General features: G+C 71.5%; 9 protein-coding genes. 3 read left to right on the top strand and 6 right to left on the bottom strand.

The window, feature by feature from the left end:
• Window positions 1–106 precede the first annotated feature (106 nt).
• From EJK16_RS19620 to EJK16_RS11980, 3 genes are all read right to left on the bottom strand, one after another.
• Window positions 107–2,482, bottom strand: coding sequence for a hypothetical protein (locus EJK16_RS19620; protein WP_164737326.1), 2,376 nt, complete (start codon window positions 2,480–2,482; stop codon window positions 107–109).
• 246 nt (window positions 2,483–2,728) lie between these two features.
• Window positions 2,729–4,405, bottom strand: a complete 1,677-nt coding sequence (locus tag EJK16_RS20530; RefSeq protein ID WP_127129607.1) for a LamG domain-containing protein — start codon at window positions 4,403–4,405, stop codon at window positions 2,729–2,731.
• A gap of 288 nt (window positions 4,406–4,693) precedes the next feature.
• The gene (locus EJK16_RS11980) at window positions 4,694–5,281 is read right to left on the bottom strand and encodes a GtrA family protein (RefSeq protein ID WP_240645990.1); all 588 of its coding nucleotides are present in this window, start codon (window positions 5,279–5,281) and stop codon (window positions 4,694–4,696) included.
• A gap of 34 nt (window positions 5,282–5,315) precedes the next feature.
• On the opposite strand from EJK16_RS11980, the gene EJK16_RS11975 reads away from it, so the two are divergent.
• Together EJK16_RS11975 and purE are read left to right on the top strand one after the other, a co-directional pair.
• Window positions 5,316–6,533 (top strand): 5-(carboxyamino)imidazole ribonucleotide synthase, encoded by a 1,218-nt coding sequence (locus tag EJK16_RS11975; protein WP_127129603.1) that lies wholly within the window; start codon window positions 5,316–5,318, stop codon window positions 6,531–6,533.
• Window positions 6,534–6,900: 367 nt separating this feature from the next.
• Window positions 6,901–7,428 carry a 5-(carboxyamino)imidazole ribonucleotide mutase gene (gene purE, locus EJK16_RS11970; protein WP_127129601.1) on the top strand — a complete coding sequence of 176 codons (528 nt, stop codon included), beginning with the start codon at window positions 6,901–6,903 and terminating at the stop codon, window positions 7,426–7,428.
• 55 nt (window positions 7,429–7,483) lie between these two features.
• Here the strand turns inward: purE and EJK16_RS11965 are convergent, their stop codons facing one another.
• The 3 genes from EJK16_RS11965 to EJK16_RS19615 form a co-directional block, all read right to left on the bottom strand.
• Window positions 7,484–8,386: a Gmad2 immunoglobulin-like domain-containing protein gene (locus tag EJK16_RS11965; RefSeq protein WP_164737325.1), complete on the bottom strand. Its 903-nt coding sequence runs from the start codon at window positions 8,384–8,386 to the stop codon at window positions 7,484–7,486.
• Window positions 8,387–8,659: 273 nt separating this feature from the next.
• On the bottom strand, window positions 8,660–11,023 hold the full coding sequence (locus EJK16_RS11960; RefSeq protein ID WP_164737324.1) for a transglycosylase domain-containing protein: 2,364 nt from the start codon (window positions 11,021–11,023) through the stop codon (window positions 8,660–8,662).
• Between the two features lie 733 nt (window positions 11,024–11,756).
• Window positions 11,757–17,267 carry a cell wall-binding repeat-containing protein gene (locus EJK16_RS19615; RefSeq protein ID WP_164737323.1) on the bottom strand — a complete coding sequence of 1,837 codons (5,511 nt, stop codon included), beginning with the start codon at window positions 17,265–17,267 and terminating at the stop codon, window positions 11,757–11,759.
• A 795-nt stretch (window positions 17,268–18,062) separates the two neighbouring features.
• Here EJK16_RS19615 and EJK16_RS11935 point away from each other — a divergent pair.
• Window positions 18,063–19,553 (top strand): sugar transferase, encoded by a 1,491-nt coding sequence (locus tag EJK16_RS11935; RefSeq protein WP_164737322.1) that lies wholly within the window; start codon window positions 18,063–18,065, stop codon window positions 19,551–19,553.
• Window positions 19,554–19,811 lie beyond the last annotated feature (258 nt).

Here is a 19,811-nt window from a genome sequence, read left to right as displayed (position 1 = left end):
TCATGCGGTGAGCGGTCAAGTCCTAGCACCGCAAGTCCGCGCGATGTGAGGACTTGACCGCTCGCGGGCATGTGGGGCGGGCGGGGCATCACGTCCTGCGCGGGCGTCACGACCGGCGCACCCCGAGGGTGTCGACGCGGTCGTCGTTCCAGTCGCCGACCAGGATCTCGTCGCCGGGGTTGCCGTAGGCCACGGTCCGGTCGGCCACCCCGGTGCTCATGGAGTTCTTCAGGTAGTACGTGATGCCCCGGCGCACGCCGAGGGTGTCGACCCGGTTGCCGTCCCAGTCGCCCACGATCACGACGTCGCCCGGGTTGCCGTACCCGATCACCGCGTCGGCCACCCCCGTGCTGATGGAGTTCTTGACGAAGAACTGGTTGCCGCGCCGCACCGCGAGGGTGTCGACCCGGTTGCCGTCCCAGTCGCCCACGAGCACCTCGTCGCCCGGGTTGCCGTACCCGATCACCGCGTCGGCCACCCCCGTGCTGATGGAGTTCTTGACGAAGAACTGGTTGCCGCGCCGCACCGCGAGAGTGTCGACGCCGTCGCCGTTCCAGTCGCCCACGAGGATCGCGTCGCCGGGGTTGCCGTAGGCGAAGACCCGGTCGGCCGTGCCGGTCGTGTTGGAGTCGCGGACGTAGAACAGGTTGCCGCGACGCACGGCCATGGTGTCGACGCCGTCGCCGTTCCAGTCGCCGACGAGGACCTGGTCGCTGGGGGAGCCGTACTGGAAGACGCGGTTGGCGCTGCCCGTCCACGAGTCGTTGAGGTAGAACCCGACCTCGGAGGGACGGGGGGTCGGCGCGGGACCCGGCCCGGGACCCGGCCCGGGCCCCGGCCCCGGACCTGGCGCGGGGCCCGGCGCGCCCCCCTCCGTGATGGTGACGCTCGCCGCGGCCGAGACGGTGGAGGCGAGCAGCATGACCTCGCCGGTCCACGCGTCCCTGGTGCTGGTGACGTTGTTGTAGCTGCCGTTCATCAGGACGCTGGCGGGCGCCGAGAAGTCGATCGCCCGCAGGGGGGACGTCTTCGTGAGGATCTTGCCGAACTGGACGTCCTCGGTGTAGGCGACCCGCACGGTCTGCTCGCGCTCGTTCAGCAGCACGATGCCGCGGGTGCCGCGCCGGTCGACCTCGTGGAGGGGGTCCCACCGGCCGTCGGGGTGACGGACGAGCAGGCCGATCACCGGCCGTGACGCGCTGTCGTAGGAGGTCTTCACCGCCGCGTACAGCGTCCCGTCCGAGGCGACGGCGATGTTGAGGTGGTCATCGGCCATGCCGTTGCCCACGTCCAGCGCCGACTGGCTCGCCGGGACCTCCGAGCCGCTCCAGCTCTCCGGGTTCGCGCCGTCGGCGTGCGTGCGGAACCCGAACCGCTGGGAGGCCTGGTTCGACCACAGCACCCCGATCTTCCCGTTCATCGCCGCGACATCGGCGATGTCGTCCTCGGTGATGCCGGAGGCGAGCGTGATCGGCGTCGAGAACGACTTGTACGGCGCGTCGCTGTAGCGCACCTCCACCGTGGAGGAGCCGTCGGACGCGAGCCACATGCGGCCGGTGGAGTCGATGTCGATGGTCCCGGTCTCGCTGCCGGGCAGCGAGACGGCGGTGGCGCCGGGCCGCCCGCCCCACGGCCGGTACGAGCGCGTGGCGCCGACGTACTCGATGGAGACCAGCTCGCTGGAGGGCCCGTGGAGCAGGATGTGTGTCACGCCGCCGGCGGCCTTGGCGTCCGCGCGGACGGTCGTCTTGTCGCTCAGGCGCAGGACGTTCGTCCAGCCGCCGGCGTCGTGGCGCCACAGCCAGGTGCCCTGGGGGGAGACCGACGTGGACGCCAGGACGGCCCACCACCGCCCGTCGTGCTGCCAGAGTTTCGACTGGGGCTTCTCGCCCGTGTTGACGGAGACGGGGATGCTCGCCGCGGTGATCGTCGTCTGCGCCTCGGCGGCGCGGGTGGCGTCCGCCGCCGGCCCCTGGCCGGGCCGCTCGCGCTGCCACGCCAGGTCCACCGTGCCCGCCTCGCCGACGGCGGAGCGGACCTCGACGTAGTACGTCTCGCCGCCGACGGCCGCGAAGGCCGCCGAGGAGGTGCCCACGTCGCCGTCGTCGTCGTTGGCGACGACCTCGGTCAGCGCGCCCGGCACGCCGGAGTAGATGCCCAGCACGGTGTCGATCTCGCTGCCGTGGGTGCCGAACCGGAACGTGCCCGACGCCGGGGCGGTCCAGCTCCACCACGAGGGCGCGACCTCGCCGGGCGCCCCGGGCCCCGCGGAGGCGAAGTTCGCCGCGGCCGCCCGGCCCTCGGCACCGGAGATGGGCTGCGCGACCGACGCGTCGTCGCCGGCGACCATCGGCGGCCCACCGGCCGCGCGCGCCGCCTCGGGCACCGGCAGGGCCACCGTCGCGAGCACGAGGGCGAGGGCCGCCGCCAGCACGAGCGCGAGCCGCTGTGCTCCCGGCCCGCGCGCAACCACGTTCGACATGACACTCCCAAGCATCAGCACAAGCTGCCGATGCCTCCTCTGGTGGCCTGGGGAAGGCGCCGCACGGCGAGACCGTCGCGTGAGTATGGCAAGACGACGGGCTTTCCGGTGGCGGTTTCGGCAAACATTCGCGCTGAAGTCAGAGGAGCGAAGCGGCTGGTAAGGGGCAGTGCGACGAATGGGTGAGCGGTCAAGTCCTGACTGCGAGGACTTGACCGCTCACCGGTACGGGGGCCGTCTTGTGTGTCACGGGGTCCGGCGGATCCCGAGGGTGTCGGTGTTGTCGCCGTTCCAGTCGCCCACGAGGATCTCGTCGTCGGGGTTGCCGTAGGCGAAGACGCGGTCCGCGGTGCCGGTCGAGATCGCGTTCTTCAGGTGGTACTGGATGCCCCGGCGGACCCCCAGGGTGTCCGTGCCGTTCCCGTCCCAGTCGCCGACGATCGTGATGTCGCCGGGGTTGCCGTACGCGATGACGTTGTCGGCGGTGCCGCTGCTCATCGTGTTCTTGACGTAGTAGACGTTGCCGCGTCGCACGGTGAGGGTGTCCTTGCCGTCGCCGTTCCAGTCGCCCACCAGGACCTGGTCGCCGGGGTTGCCGTAGTGGACGACCTGGTCGGCCCTGCCGGAGGTGTTGGAGTTGCGGATGTGGAACTCGTTGCCGCGCCGGACGGCGAAGGTGTCGACGCCGTCGCCGTTCCAGTCGCCGACCAGGATGTCGTCGCCGGGGTTGCCGTAGGCGAGGACGGTGTCGGCCGGGCCGGTGGTGTTGGTGTTGCGGGCGTAGAAGACGTTGCCGCGTCGCACGGTGATGGTGTCCTTCTTGTCGCCGTTCCAGTCGCCGGTGAGCACCTGGTCGTCGGGGTTGCCGTACTGGAAGACCTGGTTGGCCACGCCCGAGGTCCAGGCGTCGGAGAGGAAGAACCCGAACACGGGCTGGGCCTGCACCGCCGCGGAGAACGGGTGGCTCCACCGCGTCGCGGCGCCCGCGGCGATCCGGTGGCCCGCCGTCGCGCGCGCCGTGACCGTCACGGTTCCGGTCCCGGGGTACGTGCCTGCCGCGCGGACGGAGCCGCCCAGGACGTACTCAACGCCCGTGACGGCGGGGATGGTGTAGGTGTCCGTGGCGGTCCCGTCGTTGTCGGCGAACGACACGGCGGTGGGCGTCACGGTGACCGCGTTCCCGCCCGGGTCGGCGGACCCCAGGTCGGCGACCTCCGCGGCGGTCAGCGCGCGGTCGTAGAGGTAGACGGAGTCCACCGTCCCGTTCAGGGTGCGCGAGCCGCCCGGTTCGCCACCGATCGCCAGGCCGAGATCGTTCACCCCGATCGCCGCCGGGCCGGCCACCGCGGCCCGCTCGGCGCCGTCGACGTAGATCCGCATCGTGGTTCCGTCGAAGGTGCCCACGAGGTGGGCCCAGTTCCCGTTCGCCAGGGGCGACGTCGCCGTCGCGCGGTAGGTGTCTCCCGACGTGGTCTGGTTGACGCGGAAGAACGCCTGCCCGCCGCTCGCCAGGCCGAGCTCGAACCCGTCCGTCGCGTTCTGGGCCGCCTTCTTGACCACGTACTGAGTGCGGGCTTCCGCGGGACGCACCCACGCGGCCACCGTCATCGGCCCGCTCAGATCGAGGGTGGGCGCGTCAGGAATGAGCGCGGAGCCGCCGGCGCCCAGACTGAGCGCCGTCTTCTCCACGCCGCTCACCCAGGAGACGGCGCCACGCGTCGCGCCGTTGTGCCCGGCGCCGGAGCTGTCGCCGACGACGCTGCCGCTGCCCTCGTCCATCAACCAGGCGCCGCGCAGCCCGTCCGCCGGGGCGGCCTGAGCGCCCGGGGCGGTGACGCCGACGACGAGCACCCCTCCCACCACGGCGGCCAGGAACGCCGACGCCGTCCTGCGTGGTCTGACCCTCAACACGTTGTTTGACATCGTCCCCACCCATCCGAGATCAGCCACGCGCCCGTCGCCTGTCCACGCTCGCCGACGTCGTGTGGCGCAGGTCACCATTGACCGGTGGCGCGAGTGTGGCAGAGGCGGGACGTTTCGACCGGGGAATCGGAGAATGTCACTCACGGAACTCCGGGTCCGTTTCGGCGGGACCCCTCACCACCGTGAGAGGTCAAGTCCTCGCGGCGAGAACTTGACCTCTCACCGGCGTGGGGGGATGAACCGGCGTGGGGATGTCGGCCTGTGTGGCGCGCGGGCCCGCGTGTGGCCTCAGCGCCGGCCGGTGAAGACGACGTACCGGTAGCAGACGTACCGGAACGCGGTCCCGAGCACCAGGCCGACGCCGTTGGCGGCGATGTTGTCCGCCAGCGGCGAGGTGTAGCCGAGCACGTAGTGGCTCACCGCCAGGCACCCGACGGCGACGGCCATGCCACCGAGGTTGACCAGCGCGAACATCGCCAGCTCGCGGCCGCGGGAGGCCCGCTTGGTGCCGGAGAAGGTCCAGTACCGGTTGCCGACCCACGCGACGAGCACGGACACCGCCACCGAGAGGACCTTGGCCGTCAGGGGCTTGTCGAGCAGCAGCTCGCCGGGACCGAAACGCAGCAGGTTGAACAGCCCCACGTCGACGACGTACGCGGAGCCGCCCACCGCGCCGAACTTCACGAGCTCCGCCAGCCACGTCCGGAGGCTCTGGCCGCGCAGCAGCCGCCGTACCAGTGAGCCGCCGACCTCCGGCGCGCCGTCGGTCTCCGCCAGCCCGACGGGCGCGGCGGCCCCGGTCTCCGCCAGCCCGGCGGGGGCGGCGGCGCCGGGCCCGGCCGGCCCCCCGGCGCTCGGGTCGTGGAACGTCGTCACCCCAGCAGCGTAGTCGCCGCTACCCTCGATGCTCGTGGGAGCACCAGTGATCGCAGTCGTGGGCGGGGGCCAGCTGGCCCGGATGATGCAGCAGCCGGCCATCGCGCTGGGGGTGCACCTGCGCGTCCTGGTCGAGTCGCCGACCGTCGCCACCGCCCAGGTCGTCCCGGACGCCCCCGTGGGCGCGGCCGACGACGCCGCGGCCATCCGCGCGCTCGTCGACGGCGCCGCCGTCCTCACCTTCGAGCACGAGCACGTGCCGAACGACCTCCTGCGCGAGCTCGAGGCCGGCGGCGTGCCCGTGCGCCCCGGCCCCGACGCGCTCGTCCACGCCCAGGACAAGATCGTGATGCGCACTCGGCTCACCGAGGTCGGCGCGCCGTGCCCCGCGTGGGCCGTTGTGACCACCGAGGCCGAGCTCACAGCCTTCGGCGACGCCACCGGCTGGCCCGTCATCGTCAAGACGGCCCGCGGCGGCTACGACGGCAAGGGCGTGTGCGTGGTGCGCGCCGCGGCCGAGGCCGCCGACTGGCTGGCCGCCCTCGCCCCCGGGGACGCGCTGCTGGCCGAGGAGAAGGTGCCCTTCACCCGGGAGCTGGCCGTGCTCGTCGCGCGGCGCCCGGGCGGCGGCACCGACGGCGCCGGCGAGGTGCGCTCCTGGCCGGTCGTCGAGACGATCCAGGAGGACGGCGTCTGCGCGGAGGTCCTCGCCCCCGCGCCCGACCTGTCCGCCGAGACGGCTGCGCGCGCCCAGGAGATCGGCGAGCGCATCGCCGCCGGCCTCGGCGTCACCGGCGTGCTCGCCGTGGAGATGTTCGAGGTCCGCCACGACGACGGCACCTCCCGCCTCGTCGTCAACGAGCTGGCGATGCGCCCGCACAACTCCGGGCACTGGAGCATCGACGGCGCCGTGACCAGCCAGTTCGAGCAGCACCTGCGGGCGGTGCTGGACCTGCCGCTGGGGGAGACGGCCGCGACGGCGCCGTACGCCGTCATGGTCAACCTTCTCGGCTCCGACCTCGAGGACCCGCGCGCGGCCTACCCCGAGCTCCTGGCCCGCTATCCCGCCGCCAAGGTGCACCTGTACGGCAAGGAGGTGCGCCCCGGCCGTAAGCTCGGTCACGTCACCGTCACCGGCGACGACCTCGACCAGGCCCGGGCGGACGCCCACGCCGCCGTCGCCCTCCTGCGGGGGGACGCCGGGATTGCCGCGGCGATCGCGGCGGACGACGCCGACACCGTCGACCGGTAGGCCAGGGCGTCTGGGCGTCTGGGCTCCTCGCGGCCGGGATTCCGGCGCCCGCTGCCATGCGATGGCGCGTCATGTCCCATGAACGGTGCCCGTGGGACGGATGTGGCGGCCGATAGCTTCTCCTCCGTCACTCTCGCCCCGTTCGTGGGGCAAAGTGTCAGAAGATCGCCGGACGCCCCGCCGGTCGCGTGCGCGGCGCGGCGGCCACAGTGGGTGCGGCGGTGCGGCGGTGCGGCGGTGCGGGCCGCGCGCCGGGGCGCCTGCGCTGTCCGTGAACGCCCCGCCGCGCCCCGGCGGGGCGGTGCGAGACTGGCGGCCACGGCCGGCGCCCGCGCCGGCGACGCCAGCACAACCAGCGGAGGCAACGATGGGCGCAGTGGTCGGGATCGTCATGGGCTCGGACTCGGACTGGCCGGTGATGAAGGAGGCCGCCGACGTCCTCGCCGAGTTCGACGTGGACGTGGAGGTCGACGTCGTGTCCGCCCACCGCATGCCCGCCGAGATGATCGAGTACGGGCGCACCGCCGCCGAGCGCGGCCTGCGCGTGATCATCGCCGGCGCCGGGGGAGCGGCCCACCTGCCGGGCATGCTCTCCGCCGTCACGCCGCTGCCGGTCATCGGGGTGCCCGTGCCGCTGCAGTACCTCGACGGCATGGACTCCCTGCTCTCGATCGTGCAGATGCCCGCCGGCGTGCCCGTGGCCACCGTCTCCATCGGCGGCGCGCGCAACGCCGGCCTGCTCGCCGCCCGGATCCTGGGCGCCGGGGCCGGCGACGACGCGACCCGGGTGCGCGAGCAGATGGTCACGTTCCAGGAGGGGCTGCGCCAGGTCGCCCAGGAGAAGGGCGCGCGGCTGCGCGCCCAGCGCAACACGAAGGTGGGCTTCGGCGGCTGACGCGCGGCCCGTCAGGTCTACGTCGAGGGGCGCGCCGGCGGCCCGGGACTCACGCTCAGGGCACCGTGAGCGTCCGGGTGTCGGTCATGGGCACGCCGCCCGCGCCGCCGGACGGGTCGTCCTCGCTGACCTCGATCGTGTACGCCCCCGGTGCCAGGGACACGGTGAAGGCGAACGGTGCGAAGGCCTGGCCCTCGCTCGTCGTGGTGAAGCCCGACGCCACCTCGGCACCAGTCGCGTCGAGGACGCGCCAGGGCACGTTGGCCTCGAAGGCCGCGGCGTCGCCGCTGACCGCCACCGGCGAGACGCTCCGCGCGCCGTCGCTGGGCTCGTCGATCTGCACGAGCTGGCGAACATCGAGCGGGTCGGCCGCCTCCACCGGTCCCGTCCAGGTGACGGCGCCCCACAGCTCGCCGGCCGGCTCGCCCTCGATGAGGAGCTGCACCGGCACGTCCCGGGCAGCCGCCCCCGTGGCGGTGTAGACGAGCTGCTGGACCATCAGCGCGGCGCCCTCCGAGCCGGTGTCCGCCGTGCGCGCGTCCTCCGAGAGGTCCACGACGATGGTTTCGCCGTCGCGCTCGACGTCGAGGACGGTCGTGGCCGGGTTCCACGTGGTGGCGTAGTCGGGGTCCCGGGGGCTCGCGACCATCGCCTCGACGGCACCCTTGACCGGGTCCCCGGTCACCTCCCGCACCTCGCGGGCGAGGCGCAGTCCTGCGCGCGTGTCGGTGACGTAGTAGACGGGGACGACGGTCTCCCCGCCGGTGTCGGTCGCGGTGCCCGCCTCGGCGGGCGTAGTGGTCCCGCCCGGCGTGGCGATCCGGCCCGGCGTGGCGATCCGGCCCTGCGTGGCGGTCCGGCTCGGGGTGGTGGTCGCGCCCGGCTCATCGGTGGCGCCTCCCGTCCCGCCGTTTGCGGTGTCCGTCGCGCCGCCACCGCAGCCCGTCAGGAGCGTCAAGGCCGCCGTGGCTAGCAGGGCCAGTGTTCGCCGTCCGACCGGGGTACCGGTGCGGCCTTCGGGCGCGGAACCGGCGTGGCCGGAGGCGGCTCGCGGACCGGCGTGGTCGAGGTCGGCGGATCGGACGGCCATGTCACCCTCCCGTGGTGGTCCTGACGCGACGCCGGCCAGACCACACAAGGCCAGTGTGGCACCGCGACGGCAGTCCTCCAGGCAGCCGGTCGAGCACGTCGTCCGCTGACGGGCTGGGGGCGTCGGGGGCGCCGTCCTCGCTCAGTTCCCCTCGTCCCCATCTCCCTCGGGTGACCCCGACGGCGGGCCCGACGGCGGCTCCGACGGCGGCCCCGGCTGCAGCTCGGCGGCGGGCCCGGCGCTGGGAATGATCGTCACGGTCGCCCCGGGGGTCACGCGGGCCCCGGGCGCCGGCGACGTGGAGGCCACCGCGCCGGCCGGCTCGCCGGACTCGGTCGGTGCGCCGACACGCACCTCGAAGCCACCCTCGGCCAGGATCGCCTTGGCCTTCTTGACCGAGCGTCCCGTCACGTCCGGCACGCGCACGCGTTCCCCGAAGATCTGGCGCGCGGCTGCCTGCGGGAACCTCTCGACCGGCGCGCCCTCCAAGGACCGGGTCATGTAGCGCTGCCACGTCTCGGCGGGGTACGACCCGCCGAACACCCACTGGTTGTGCCTGCCGTTGATGACGGTGTCCATCATCGGCACGTCGGCGTGGGAGTGTCCCATCCACACCGCGGCGGCCAGCTGCGGGGTGTACCCCACGAACCAGGCGTGGGTCTCGTCGTTGGCCGTGCCCGTCTTTCCGGCGGCGGGCCGCCCCGCCAGGACGGCGGAGCGGCCGGTGGAGCCGCGCTGCGTCGAGACGACGCGCTGGAGAGCGTGGTTGACCCCGTTGACGATGTGCGGCTCGAGGACCTGCGTGCAGCTCGACGGCGGCACCGGGATCTCGTCGCCGGCCCTGCCGGTCACCTGCGTGATGGCGACGGGCGTGCAGTACGTCCCGCCGGCCGCCAGGGTGGCGAAGGCGTTCGCCATGCCGAGCGGCGTGACCGGGTTGGTGCCGAGCACGGCGGCCGGGTTGGGCATCAGCGGCGAGCCGTCGCCCTGGGTCAGCCCCATGCTCGCGGCGTTGCCGATGACGTCGCACATGTCCATCTGGTTGGCCATCTCGAGGTAGGTGAGGTTGATGGACAACCGGGTGGCCTCCAGCACCGACATCCTCGGGGACGCGGAGACGCCCTCGAGGTTGGTGGCGTTGTCGTAGTCGGCCCTGTGCTCGGGGGCGCAGGAGATGTTCCACGAGGCGCGCGGGTAGTTCCGCTTCGTCGAGGCCACGCGGTCGTTCAGGGCATGCCCGGACTCGAGCCACTCGATGAGGGTGAAGACCTTGAAGCTCGAGCCCGAATGGAACCCGTAGCCACCGCCGTGCTGCAGGCCCACGTTGAGGTTGAGCTGCATGGCGCCCGGGTCTTCCTGGGTGGCGACGGTGCCGTAGTTGGTGTTCTGCGCCATCGCGAGGATCTTGCCCGTACCCGGTTCCACGGACGACAGGGCCATCTCGATCCCGGACGGGTCGTTGACCGGCACGGACGCGGTCACGCTGTCGTACGCGGTCTGCTGCTTGGCCGGGTCCAGGGTGGTGTGGATGACGAGCCCGCCGCGGTACAGCTTCTGCTGGCGGTCCGCCCTGTCGTTGCCCCAGCTGGCGTCGTTGAGGAGGTCCTTGACGACGTACTCGCAGAAGTAGGCCGCCGTGCCGGCGGCGCCGCACCCGTTGGGGGCGATCTGCACGTCGAGCATGTCGGCGATCGGGGTCGCCACGGCCTCGTCGTACTCGGCCTGGGTGATGAACCCCTGGTCGACCATCGTGCCGAGCACGACGTCGCGGCGTTCCTGGGCGTTCTCCGGGTTGTTCACCGGGTCCAGTCGCGCGGGAGACTGCGTGATGCCGGCGAGCAACGCCGACTCGGCGATGCCCAGGTCGGCGGCGGACGTGTTGAAGTAGTGCCGGGCCGCGGCCTCGACGCCGTACACCGAGGGACCGAACTGGGCGATGTTGACGTAGCCCTCGAGGATGTCGTCCTTGCTCACCCGCTGCTCGAGCCCGATGGCGAGGCGGGCCTCCCGCAGCTTGCGGCCCAGAGAGGTCTCCGTCGCCGCGAGGATGGCTCCGTCGTCGCCGGACACGCGGCCCGCCTCGATCAGCACGTTCTTCACGTACTGCTGCGTCAGCGTCGACCCGCCCGCCATCTGGCCGCCGACGGCGTTGTTGACCGCGGCCCGCAACGTGCCCTCGGGGTCGATGCCACGGTGGGCGTAGAACCGCTTGTCCTCCACCGCGACCACGGCGTCGCGCATGTGCTGCGACACCTGCTCGAGCCCGACCACGATGCGGTGCTCCGCGTAGAACGTCGCGAGGGTCGAGCCGTCGGCCGCCAGCATCACGCTCTGTTCGGAGGGCGCGGGGATCGCCAGCTCACTGGGCAGGTCGTCGAACATGTCGGTCGTGGCGGTGCTGACTGTGCCGACCGCCCCCACGGCCGGCATGACCAGCCCCGCGACGAGCACACCACCGAGACCCGCGGCGAGCACGAACGCCAGCAGTGCCGTCAGAATCTGCACGGGCGTGAGCGCGCGTGAAGACGACGACGGCACCGGCGACATGACGGACACGCTACCTGTTGATGCGGAATTAGATTCCCATTCCGCCGCGGTTCGTGCGGCCCGGTCGTGAGCGGTGCGACGCGTGACCGTTCATGCTGTCATCTGCGACGATGCTCGACGGCGCCGCGTCGGGGGCAGGGCGCCAGGCGTAAAGGGAACCTACTCCCGTCAATGGGTTGCCAGGGCTGGGCGGTATTGCCAGAACAATGGCGAGTGCGGGGTCGAAGGGCCACCGCGCTAGAACAACATTGGAAGAACGCTGGAAGGGTGACGCCGGGAATTCCCGCACAGGTTCGGCATGCCGTGACGAGGGACATGCAGCCGATGCCTCATACTTGGGACATGTCGGCCGATATGGCGGGCAAGCCACCCCTGGTGGGCCGCACGCACGACAGGGCAGGACATGAACGAGGCAGACGGCGCGAACCTGGGATACGTGAACGAGGACTGCGACCTCGAGTGATCGCCCGGACTGCGGACCACCGGTGACCCTGCGCCTCTGACCGGCGGGCGGAAGCCGTCCTGGCGGGGCGGGCACGATTCGCTGGTCGCTTGGGCGCTGCGGTGACCTGGAGCGAGCCGCTGGACAGTCACGTCGCCGTCGAGGACACGGGCAGGGGCCCGTCGATCTCTCGACGGGCCCCTGCGCTCGTGCTGCTGGTCGGCCGACCTCCTCGCCGGCCTGTCGGTGCTAGGGCTCGGGGACCAGCACAGGCTGGGCGGGCTCGGGCTCGGGCAGCACAGGCTGGACCGGCTCGGTGACCAGCGCAGGCTGGACGGGCTTGGTGACCGTGGAGTACACCTCCTCGGCCGTGCCCTCGTCATCGGTGTAGGTGACCCGAGCTCGGATCATCAGGCCGACCTCCGCCTCGGTGACCCGGTAGCCGGGGCTCCCCGCCGCCTCGGCGATGACGTCCCAGTTGACGCCGTCAGCGGAGGCCTGCCACTCGTGCAGGATCCCGCTCGCCGTCGCGTTGACCAGACCGTCGGCGTCGGTGAAGGGCGCGGCGACGACCTCCTCACCCACCCTGGGCTCGGCCGGTGACAGGACGGGCTGGCTCGGGGACTCGTTCACGGCGACGCCCGTACCGAGCGGTGCCGACGTGATCGTGCGGAGCTGACCCTCGTCGTCCTGGAAGCTGACGACCACGCGCAGGTTCGCGCTGGCGTCGGCGCCGCTCGGCGTGAAGGTGTCGACGCGCCCGTTCGTGGTGTCGGGCAGCGTGTCGCCGGTGGCCGACGCCGTCCACTCCTCGCCGGCCTCGCTGATCTGGCCGGTCTGCCAGGTGAAGCGGATGTCGGTCGGGTTCTTGACGACGGCGGGGTCGAAGGTGACCGTCGCGGTGAGCGGCTGGCCCTCCGTCGGCGGCTCGGACTGACCGCCGAAGGTCACGGCACCGGCCAGGTTGCACTCCAGCCCCGTCCCGAGGTCGAGGCAGCTGTCGGCGAACTGGAGCATCTCGATGTTGCGCAGGATGTCCGTCCCCTCCGGCCCGGCCCCGTTGTCACGGACCGACCAGTACCCGCCCGCGAGCTCCGTGAGCTCGTACGCCGAGCGGTCCTGGGCGTAGACGGCCGTGTCGCGCACGGCGCCCTGGTTCCGGTCGACGGCGATCTCCCGCACCGAGGTGATGTCGCCCGGGTCGATGGCCCCGGAGAAGACCCGTGCGCGCAGGTCCCGCGCCGAGTTGTACCGGGTGCCGTCGTACTCGAGCTGCACTCGCAGGTAGGAGTCGCCGTCGATGAAGTCGTCACCGAAGCGACCCTCGATGACGTCGCTGCCGCTGCCGCCGAGGATCAGGTTGGCGACCCCGGCGCCGTCGGTCGCACCCTCGTCCGCCATGAACCGCTGGGCGTAGTCGCTCGTGGCGCCCGCCGGCCGGAGGATGTCCTCCAGCCCGATGATCCGGTCCAGCCCCTCCTCGGTCAGCTTGTTGACGCTCGTGTCGGCGAACTCGTCCGCCGCGATCCCGACGCCGCGGAGGACGTCGTCGCCGCCGGCCCCGGACAGCGCCTCGACCTGGGTGTAGCGGTCCCGGATCGCGGTGACGTCCGGCGCCTGCCGGATGTTGAAGTTCAGGTCAGCATCCACCCCGCGGTTGTCGCCGTAGTAGGTGACGTAGTCGAAGCCAAACATGCCGTGGTACCGGTCGGTCCCACCGAGCTGCCCGACCATGACGTCGTCTCCGCCCTCGGCGTCGTAGTCGTCCGAGCCGCCGCCCCCGAGGAGGACGTCCGGCCCGCCGTGCAGGTCGGCCTGGAACTGGTTGGAGTTGTCGGCCAGGAGGAGGTCGGAGTGGTCTCCGGTCTCGATCCAGTCCGCGCCCTCGTTGCCGAAGACGGTGTCGCGCCCGGCGCCGCCGAGGACGACGTCGTCACCGGTCCCGGCGTGCACCGTCTTCGCCTCGGCGGAGCCCGCGATGAAGTCGTCGCCGTGGCCGCCCAGGGACAGGTCGAGGCCGGGGCCGGCGTCGATCGCGTCGTTGCCGTCCTGACCCTTGATGTTGTCGTCACCGAAGGTGTCGGTGAGGATGTCGTTCCCGGGTCCGCCGAGGAGGTTGTCGTTCCCGGAGCCGCCCTCGATACGGTCGTTGCCGCCGTAGCCCCACAGTGCGTCGTCACCCTGACCGCCGCGGATGCGGTCGGCCGCGGTGCGGTTGCCGTGGATCTCGATGTGCTGGTCCCCGTCCCAGCGCCAGGTGCCGTCCGGCATCTTCAGGAGACCCGCCGGCAACGGGTCGGGCAGGTTCTCCAGGTCGATGAACGGGTCCTGGACGGAGAAGATGTCCGCCGGCAGGAGCGAGGCGTCGGAGTTGCGCTGGATCAGGCTCGAGAACGAGTTCGCCTCGAGCGCGGAGAAGAGCTGGGTGCCCTGGTTGCGGAAGAGGTAGTAGAACCGGTCCCCGAACTGCAGGTTCTCCAGCTGCTGCTCGAACACGAAGTTGAACGTCGAGCCGAGCATGCCGCCGAACGGGTCGAGCACCTCCGCGAGGCCGCCGATCCAGAAGTCCACGGACTCCAGGCCGGTCGTGGTCGCGCCCTCGGCGTTGCTCGCCCAGGCGGATCCGGGTGTGCTGTTCATGAAGGCGATCCGGTCGTCCGGTGCCTGCGCGGTGGTGACCAGCGCGCCGAGCGCGGCGGTCTGCTGCGGCGTGATGACGGTCTCGCCGCCCAGCACCACGATCCGAGAGGGAGCGAGGCGCTCCAGCTCGGTCCGCACGGCCGTGGGCACCGACGTGCCGGCCGGCAGCAGGAGGATCGGCGCCTTCTGCAGACCGGCGACCGGGATCGTCGCGAGGGCGTCGGGGAAGTTGGTCCCCGTTGCCACGTAGACGGTGTCGGCGCCGTTCGGGAAGCTCGCCGCGCTCACGACGGCGGAGGTCGCGAAGCGGTCCGACCCCTCCATCCGGGACACGGGCCCGGCGGTGTAGCCCTTGAGCGTGTTGAACGTGCTGGCGGAGACCGAGCCCGTCCCGCCGAGGACGACGATGCGGCCGGGGTTCAGCCGCGTCAGCTCGTTCGCGATGCTGCTCGGCAGGGCGCCCGGGCGGGTCAGCAGGAGCGGCGCCCCGTCGCGGGCCGCGACGGCGCCGACGGCGAGGGCGTCGGGGAAGTTCTCGCCGCTGGCGACGTAGACCACGGGGGCGTTCGGTGCGAACGTCGCCGCGCTGATGGCGGCGGCGGTCGCGTACCTGTCGGACCCGGACAGGCGGGTCGCGCCACCCGCGGTAAAGCTCCCGAGCTGGCGCAGGACCTGGTCGCTGATCGTGCCCGTACCGCCGAGGACCACGATCCGGCCGGGATTGAGCCGGCCGAGCTCGAACGCGGTCGCCGGCGGGATGCCGTTCTGGGTGGCGAGCAGCACGGGGCCGCCGGCGGCCGCGGCGGCCGGACCGGCAGCCAGGGCGTCCGGGAAGTTCGCCCCGTCGGCGATGAACACCACCGGCACGCCAGGCTGGAACTGGGATGCGCTCACGGCCGCGGCGGTGGCGAACCTGTCCGACCCGAAGATGCGGGTGAGGGGCTCGATCGTCGAGGCGCCGTTGACGAGGAGGTCCGCGGCCGCGCGCTTGCCGGCCACGGTGGTCTCGCTCAGGATGCTCGGGTGCTTGCCGTAGGCGGCCACGAAGTTGACGAGTGACGCGGTGGACCCGCCCCGGCCGAAGTTCTCCCCGTTCTTGAGGTTCAGGCCGAAGTCGGCCCAGCTCGAGTAGGGCTCGAGCATCGGGTTCCCGGACGCCTCGAAGAACGTCTTGCGGGCCGTCTGCAGCGGCGGGATGCCGACGTCGCGGCCACGGACGAGGTTGATCGTGGCCAGGTCCAGCGGCAGGCCGAGCAGGTTGTTGCGCAGCGTGTCGACGACGAGCTCGTCGATCTGGCCGCCGACCTGGTTCGTGGTGCCGTTGATGATCGAGCCCGCCGCCTGGTCCGGGGTGAGCACGTCACCCGGCGCGCAGGTGTTCGTCGGGGTCGGCTTGACGCGGCAGTGGAAGGCGACGGGGTTGAGGAACCCGTCGAGCAGCGAGGCGGCCTCGGCGCCGAAGCCTTCGCGGTTGAGCTCCTCGGTCAGCATCGAGTGGCCGAAGCGGTAGACGACGTGGGCGTACTCCGCGGTGATGGCCGGGTCGATGGTGGAGTCGTAGCTGTTCTCGTTGAACACGATGGCGTCGATGTTCGGCTGGATCTTGCGGGCGAACTCCTCGAACACGAGGTGCTGGTACTGCATCTCGTTGGTGAACCGGGCCGCCTGGAAGACGCGCTGGGTGAAGCTCCAGTCGTCCTCCTCGCTCTGGTCCTGGTAGGCGGCCAGCAGGTCCTCGTTGCCCGGCTGGGTGAGGATGTCGTTGACGTGCGCCGCCAGACGGTTGTGCTCCGAGTGGAACACGTGGTGCACAGCGCTCAGGCCGATGTTCTCGTTGCCGCGCCCGTCGCCGGTGATGAAGTGCTCGCCCAGGTGGACGTTGTCGTAGCCGGCGAGCGAGCCGGGGACGGCGCCGTGGGCGATGTCGTCGAGGAACGCGTGGTCGGTGCGCAGCGCGTTCGCGGTCGAGATCCCGCCGCCGGCGAGGGAGCCCTCGACGTTGAGGGCCGCGCCGTTGTTGTCGGTGACGAGGAGGGGGAAGCCGCCGGGACCGGGCACGAAGTTGCCATACGGGTCGGTCACGAGCTGCGGCACGTTCAGCACATCGGTGTCGACGAGGTTGATGCCGAGGACGGTGCTGGCCTGCTCCTTGACGTCGTTCCAGGTCGCGAGGCCGTCGCCGAGGCCGTCGCCGTCCACGTCGGCGCCGTTGAGGAGGCGCCCGGTGTCCGCCGGGCGGCCGTCGACCAGCTCGTACTCGCGGAGGAACACCTGGTGGGACGGGTGGGAGGTGTAGGTCTGGTTCTGGTCGACGAACGGAGTGGTCTGGTTGTTGTGCTGACGGACGTCGTCAGGGGTGCCGAGCACGCCGTCGGGGCCGGGCTCCTCGCTGAAGTTGGTCGCCCGGGTCAGGGTCATGAAGCGCATGTTCGGGGGCGTCACGTCCCACAGCGGGTCGTCCTCCTGGAGGGGGACGACGATCGTGCCGTTGCCGCCCTTGTTCACCAGGTCCAGGCCGTGGTCGAAGAACTGGCCGAAGAAGGTGAACCACGCGTTGAACGGCGCCGAGAGTCCCTCGTCCGGCGCCGTGTTCGGGATGAAGATGTCGCCCGTGACCGGGTCGGTCGCCGATCCGGCGTGGCTCTTCGCGGCCGCCACGGCCGCGGGGTTGCTCGTGGTCTGGTCGACGATCAGGTTGCTGATCACGCGGGGGTCGGTGTCGTAGACGAAGCCGTCCGTCTGCAGGTAGCAGGTCGAGGCGGGGTCGTCACAGACGTCGGTGGCGCCGGCGGCCTGCGGCGGCGCCCCTGCCGGGGCCGGGCCCGCCTGGCGCCACTCGACCGGCAGCAGCCTCGGGAAGGTCTGGTCCGCGGCACCCGCGGTGGAGTCGAACTCAAGGTTGTTGAACGTGCCGTCGACGGTCCGCAGTCCGTGCGGCAGCATCGGGTCGCGCACGCACCTGCCCGAGGCGTCGGAGCTGTCGGCGCACAGGAGCGGGTTGCCCGCGGCGTGGGACTCGGCGATCTGGATCTGTTCGAGCATGAACTCCAGGTCACTGGCGATGAGCTTGAAGGAAGGGTTTTCGTCGGTGGCTGCGGTCGCCACCATGGGGATGCTCATCGGGACGCTCAGGGCGAGCGCTCCGACGAGCCCGACGCCGGCGCGAAGCCGGACCCCGCGGGATCCAGAATGCGGGCGTGAATTCGGCGGGGGTGGAACGGCAGTGTGTCGCCGCCTCTTCTTTGAAGGCATCGGATGCTCCTTGAGTGCGCCAGGCACGGGCGCCTGGTGGTGGGCGCAAGTTAGCAGCGCACAACACCTTTATTTCATCGGACGCTCACCGCTGGAAATCACATAGAAAATGCCGGCCGCCGCGCGCCGCAAGGCGTTCACCCTGATTTCCACTGTGTCGGCATTGATTTCGGAGGTAGTGGCCCGGTAGGGGGTAGCCCTACCTAACCCCGCACTCACCCCTCACTTCATCCGGTCAGGCCCGGGCCCGTCTCGCGATGCGGGACGGTGCCCGGTAGTTGGCGGGTTAATGCGTGGCCGTTGGTCCGCCGCCGGCGGGCAGTCGGAGCGATGTGGGCCCCCGGGCCGGCACGGGCTGTCTGCCGGAGATCCTCACCGACGTCCCTGTCTGCGGCCAGCCCTGCGCGGTGGCGAGTGCAGAATGCTCCGCCAGAAGGGCGACTCCACCAGGGGCGCGTTTTCACCCCATATCGTCCGCTGTTCACCCCAAACTTAGTCCAAAGTCACCCTTATGGCCCTTCAGGAATCATCCGTCTGATCATCCGTAAATCATTCCGCCGGAACGCGGCTCGCTGGTGTTCTGGTCCGCGAACGGCGGAAACGTCTCTTTTGTTGGTCACTGGAGGCCGCTTTCGCACCCACGAGTCTGTCGACGGGAGGGGCATGACCCAGGTGCACGCGGGCATCGAGCCGGTCGTGTTCACCGCGCCACGCCTCTCGCGCGGTCTCGATTCCCCCCAAGCAGCCGCGCCCTCCGTCGGCTGGCTGTCCGCCTACCGGCGTCGGCTCCTCGTCACCGACATGGTGGCGGTGACCGTAGCGGTCGCCGCGGTCTCGTTCGTGCTGCACGAGGAACGAGCGTGGTGGGGCTCGGACGTGAACCGTCCCGCCCTCGTGGTCACCGTGATCGCCGCATGGTTGGTGAGCCTGGGGCTCGCAAACACGCGCCACCGTGCCGTCATCGGCGGCGGCACGGCCGAGTACGAGCGCGTGTTCCACGCGTCGTGGCGATGCCTGGTGCTCGCGCTGGCCATCAGCTACGTGGTCCGCCTGGAGATCGGGCCCGGGCTGCTCGGGCTGAAGTTCGTCCTCGGTCTCGTCCTGGCCCTGGTCGGCCGCCTGGTGTGGCGGAGGTGGTTGCTCCGCCAGCGCGCCCTGGGCAGCTGCCGTTCCACGGCGGTGCTCGTCGGCCACCACGACCAGGTCACGCGCCTCGCCGGCGAGCTTGCGGGACATCGCGGCGCAGCCTTCGAGATCGCCGGGGCGTGCGTGACCGATCCGGCCCCCGGAAGCGGGCTGGTGAGCGGAGTCCCGGTGATCGGTGGCCTGGGCGACGTCGCGCGGGCCGCGAAGCTGGTGGGCGCGGACGTGGTGATCGTCGCCGGTTCCGACGCCATCGGCGACGACGTCATCCGCTCCCTCGGCTGGGACCTCGAGGCGTGCGGCATCGCCCTCGCCCTGGTGCTGGGCGTGCGCGATGTCGAAGGGGCGCGGCTGCGAGTCAGCGGTGAGGACCGCGTGCCGGTCGTGCACGTGGAGGCTCCGGTCTTCGCGGGGCCGCGGCATCTGGCGAAGGCCGTCTTCGACCGGATCGTCGCCGCGGCGGTCGTCACCCTCATCGCGCCGGCCCTGCTCATGATCGCCCTGGTCGTCAAGGTGAGCAGCCCGGGGCCGGTCCTCTTCCGCCAGCAGCGCATCGGGCTCAACGGGAAGACGTTCGAGATGCTCAAGTTTCGTTCCATGGTCGACGGCGCTCATCTCCGCCTCGAGGAGGTTCTGGGCGCCGACGGGGTGGGCGTGTTCTACAAGCCGAGGAACGATCCGAGGATCACCCGCAGCGGCCGGGTGCTGCGTAAGTACTCCCTCGATGAGCTGCCGCAGCTGTTCAACGTGCTCCGCGGGGAGATGAGCCTGGTCGGCCCGCGACCGCAGATCGCCCGGGAGGTCGCCCAGTACGACCGCCTCGCGCACCGCCGCCTGTTGGTCAAGCCCGGGTGCACGGGACTGTGGCAGGTCAGTGGGAGGTCCGAGCTGACTCCCGAGGAAGGAGTCCGGCTGGACGTCAGGTATGCCGAGAACTGGTCCATCTCCGCCGACGTGCGCATTCTCGCGCGCACGGTCAAGGTCATGATGACCGGGGAAGGGGCCTATTAGCGGCCCGCAGGGGATGCCGTGCTGCGCACCCCCGGCAGGGCGGGGCAGCTCGGCAGGGCCGGGCCGGAACGGACAGGACGGGAAAAGCGCCGAATCGCCTCCGGTGTTCGGCTAGCATCGCGACGGTGCGGCAACACACGCCGCAGCACATTCCTCGGCCGGTTCGGATGCGTTGCAAGGCATCCACGCGAAGGATCGTGAATGGCAGAGGACAGGAGCGGTCACCGTCGGGGCGACGCCCGGACCTTGGCGTCATCG

The sequence above is a fragment of the Georgenia sp. SYP-B2076 genome, assembly GCF_003991205.1.
GTDB lineage: Bacteria > Actinomycetota > Actinomycetes > Actinomycetales > Actinomycetaceae > Georgenia.
The sequence above is the reverse complement of the archived record's forward strand: the minus strand, read 5'-3'. Positions and strand labels throughout refer to the sequence as shown.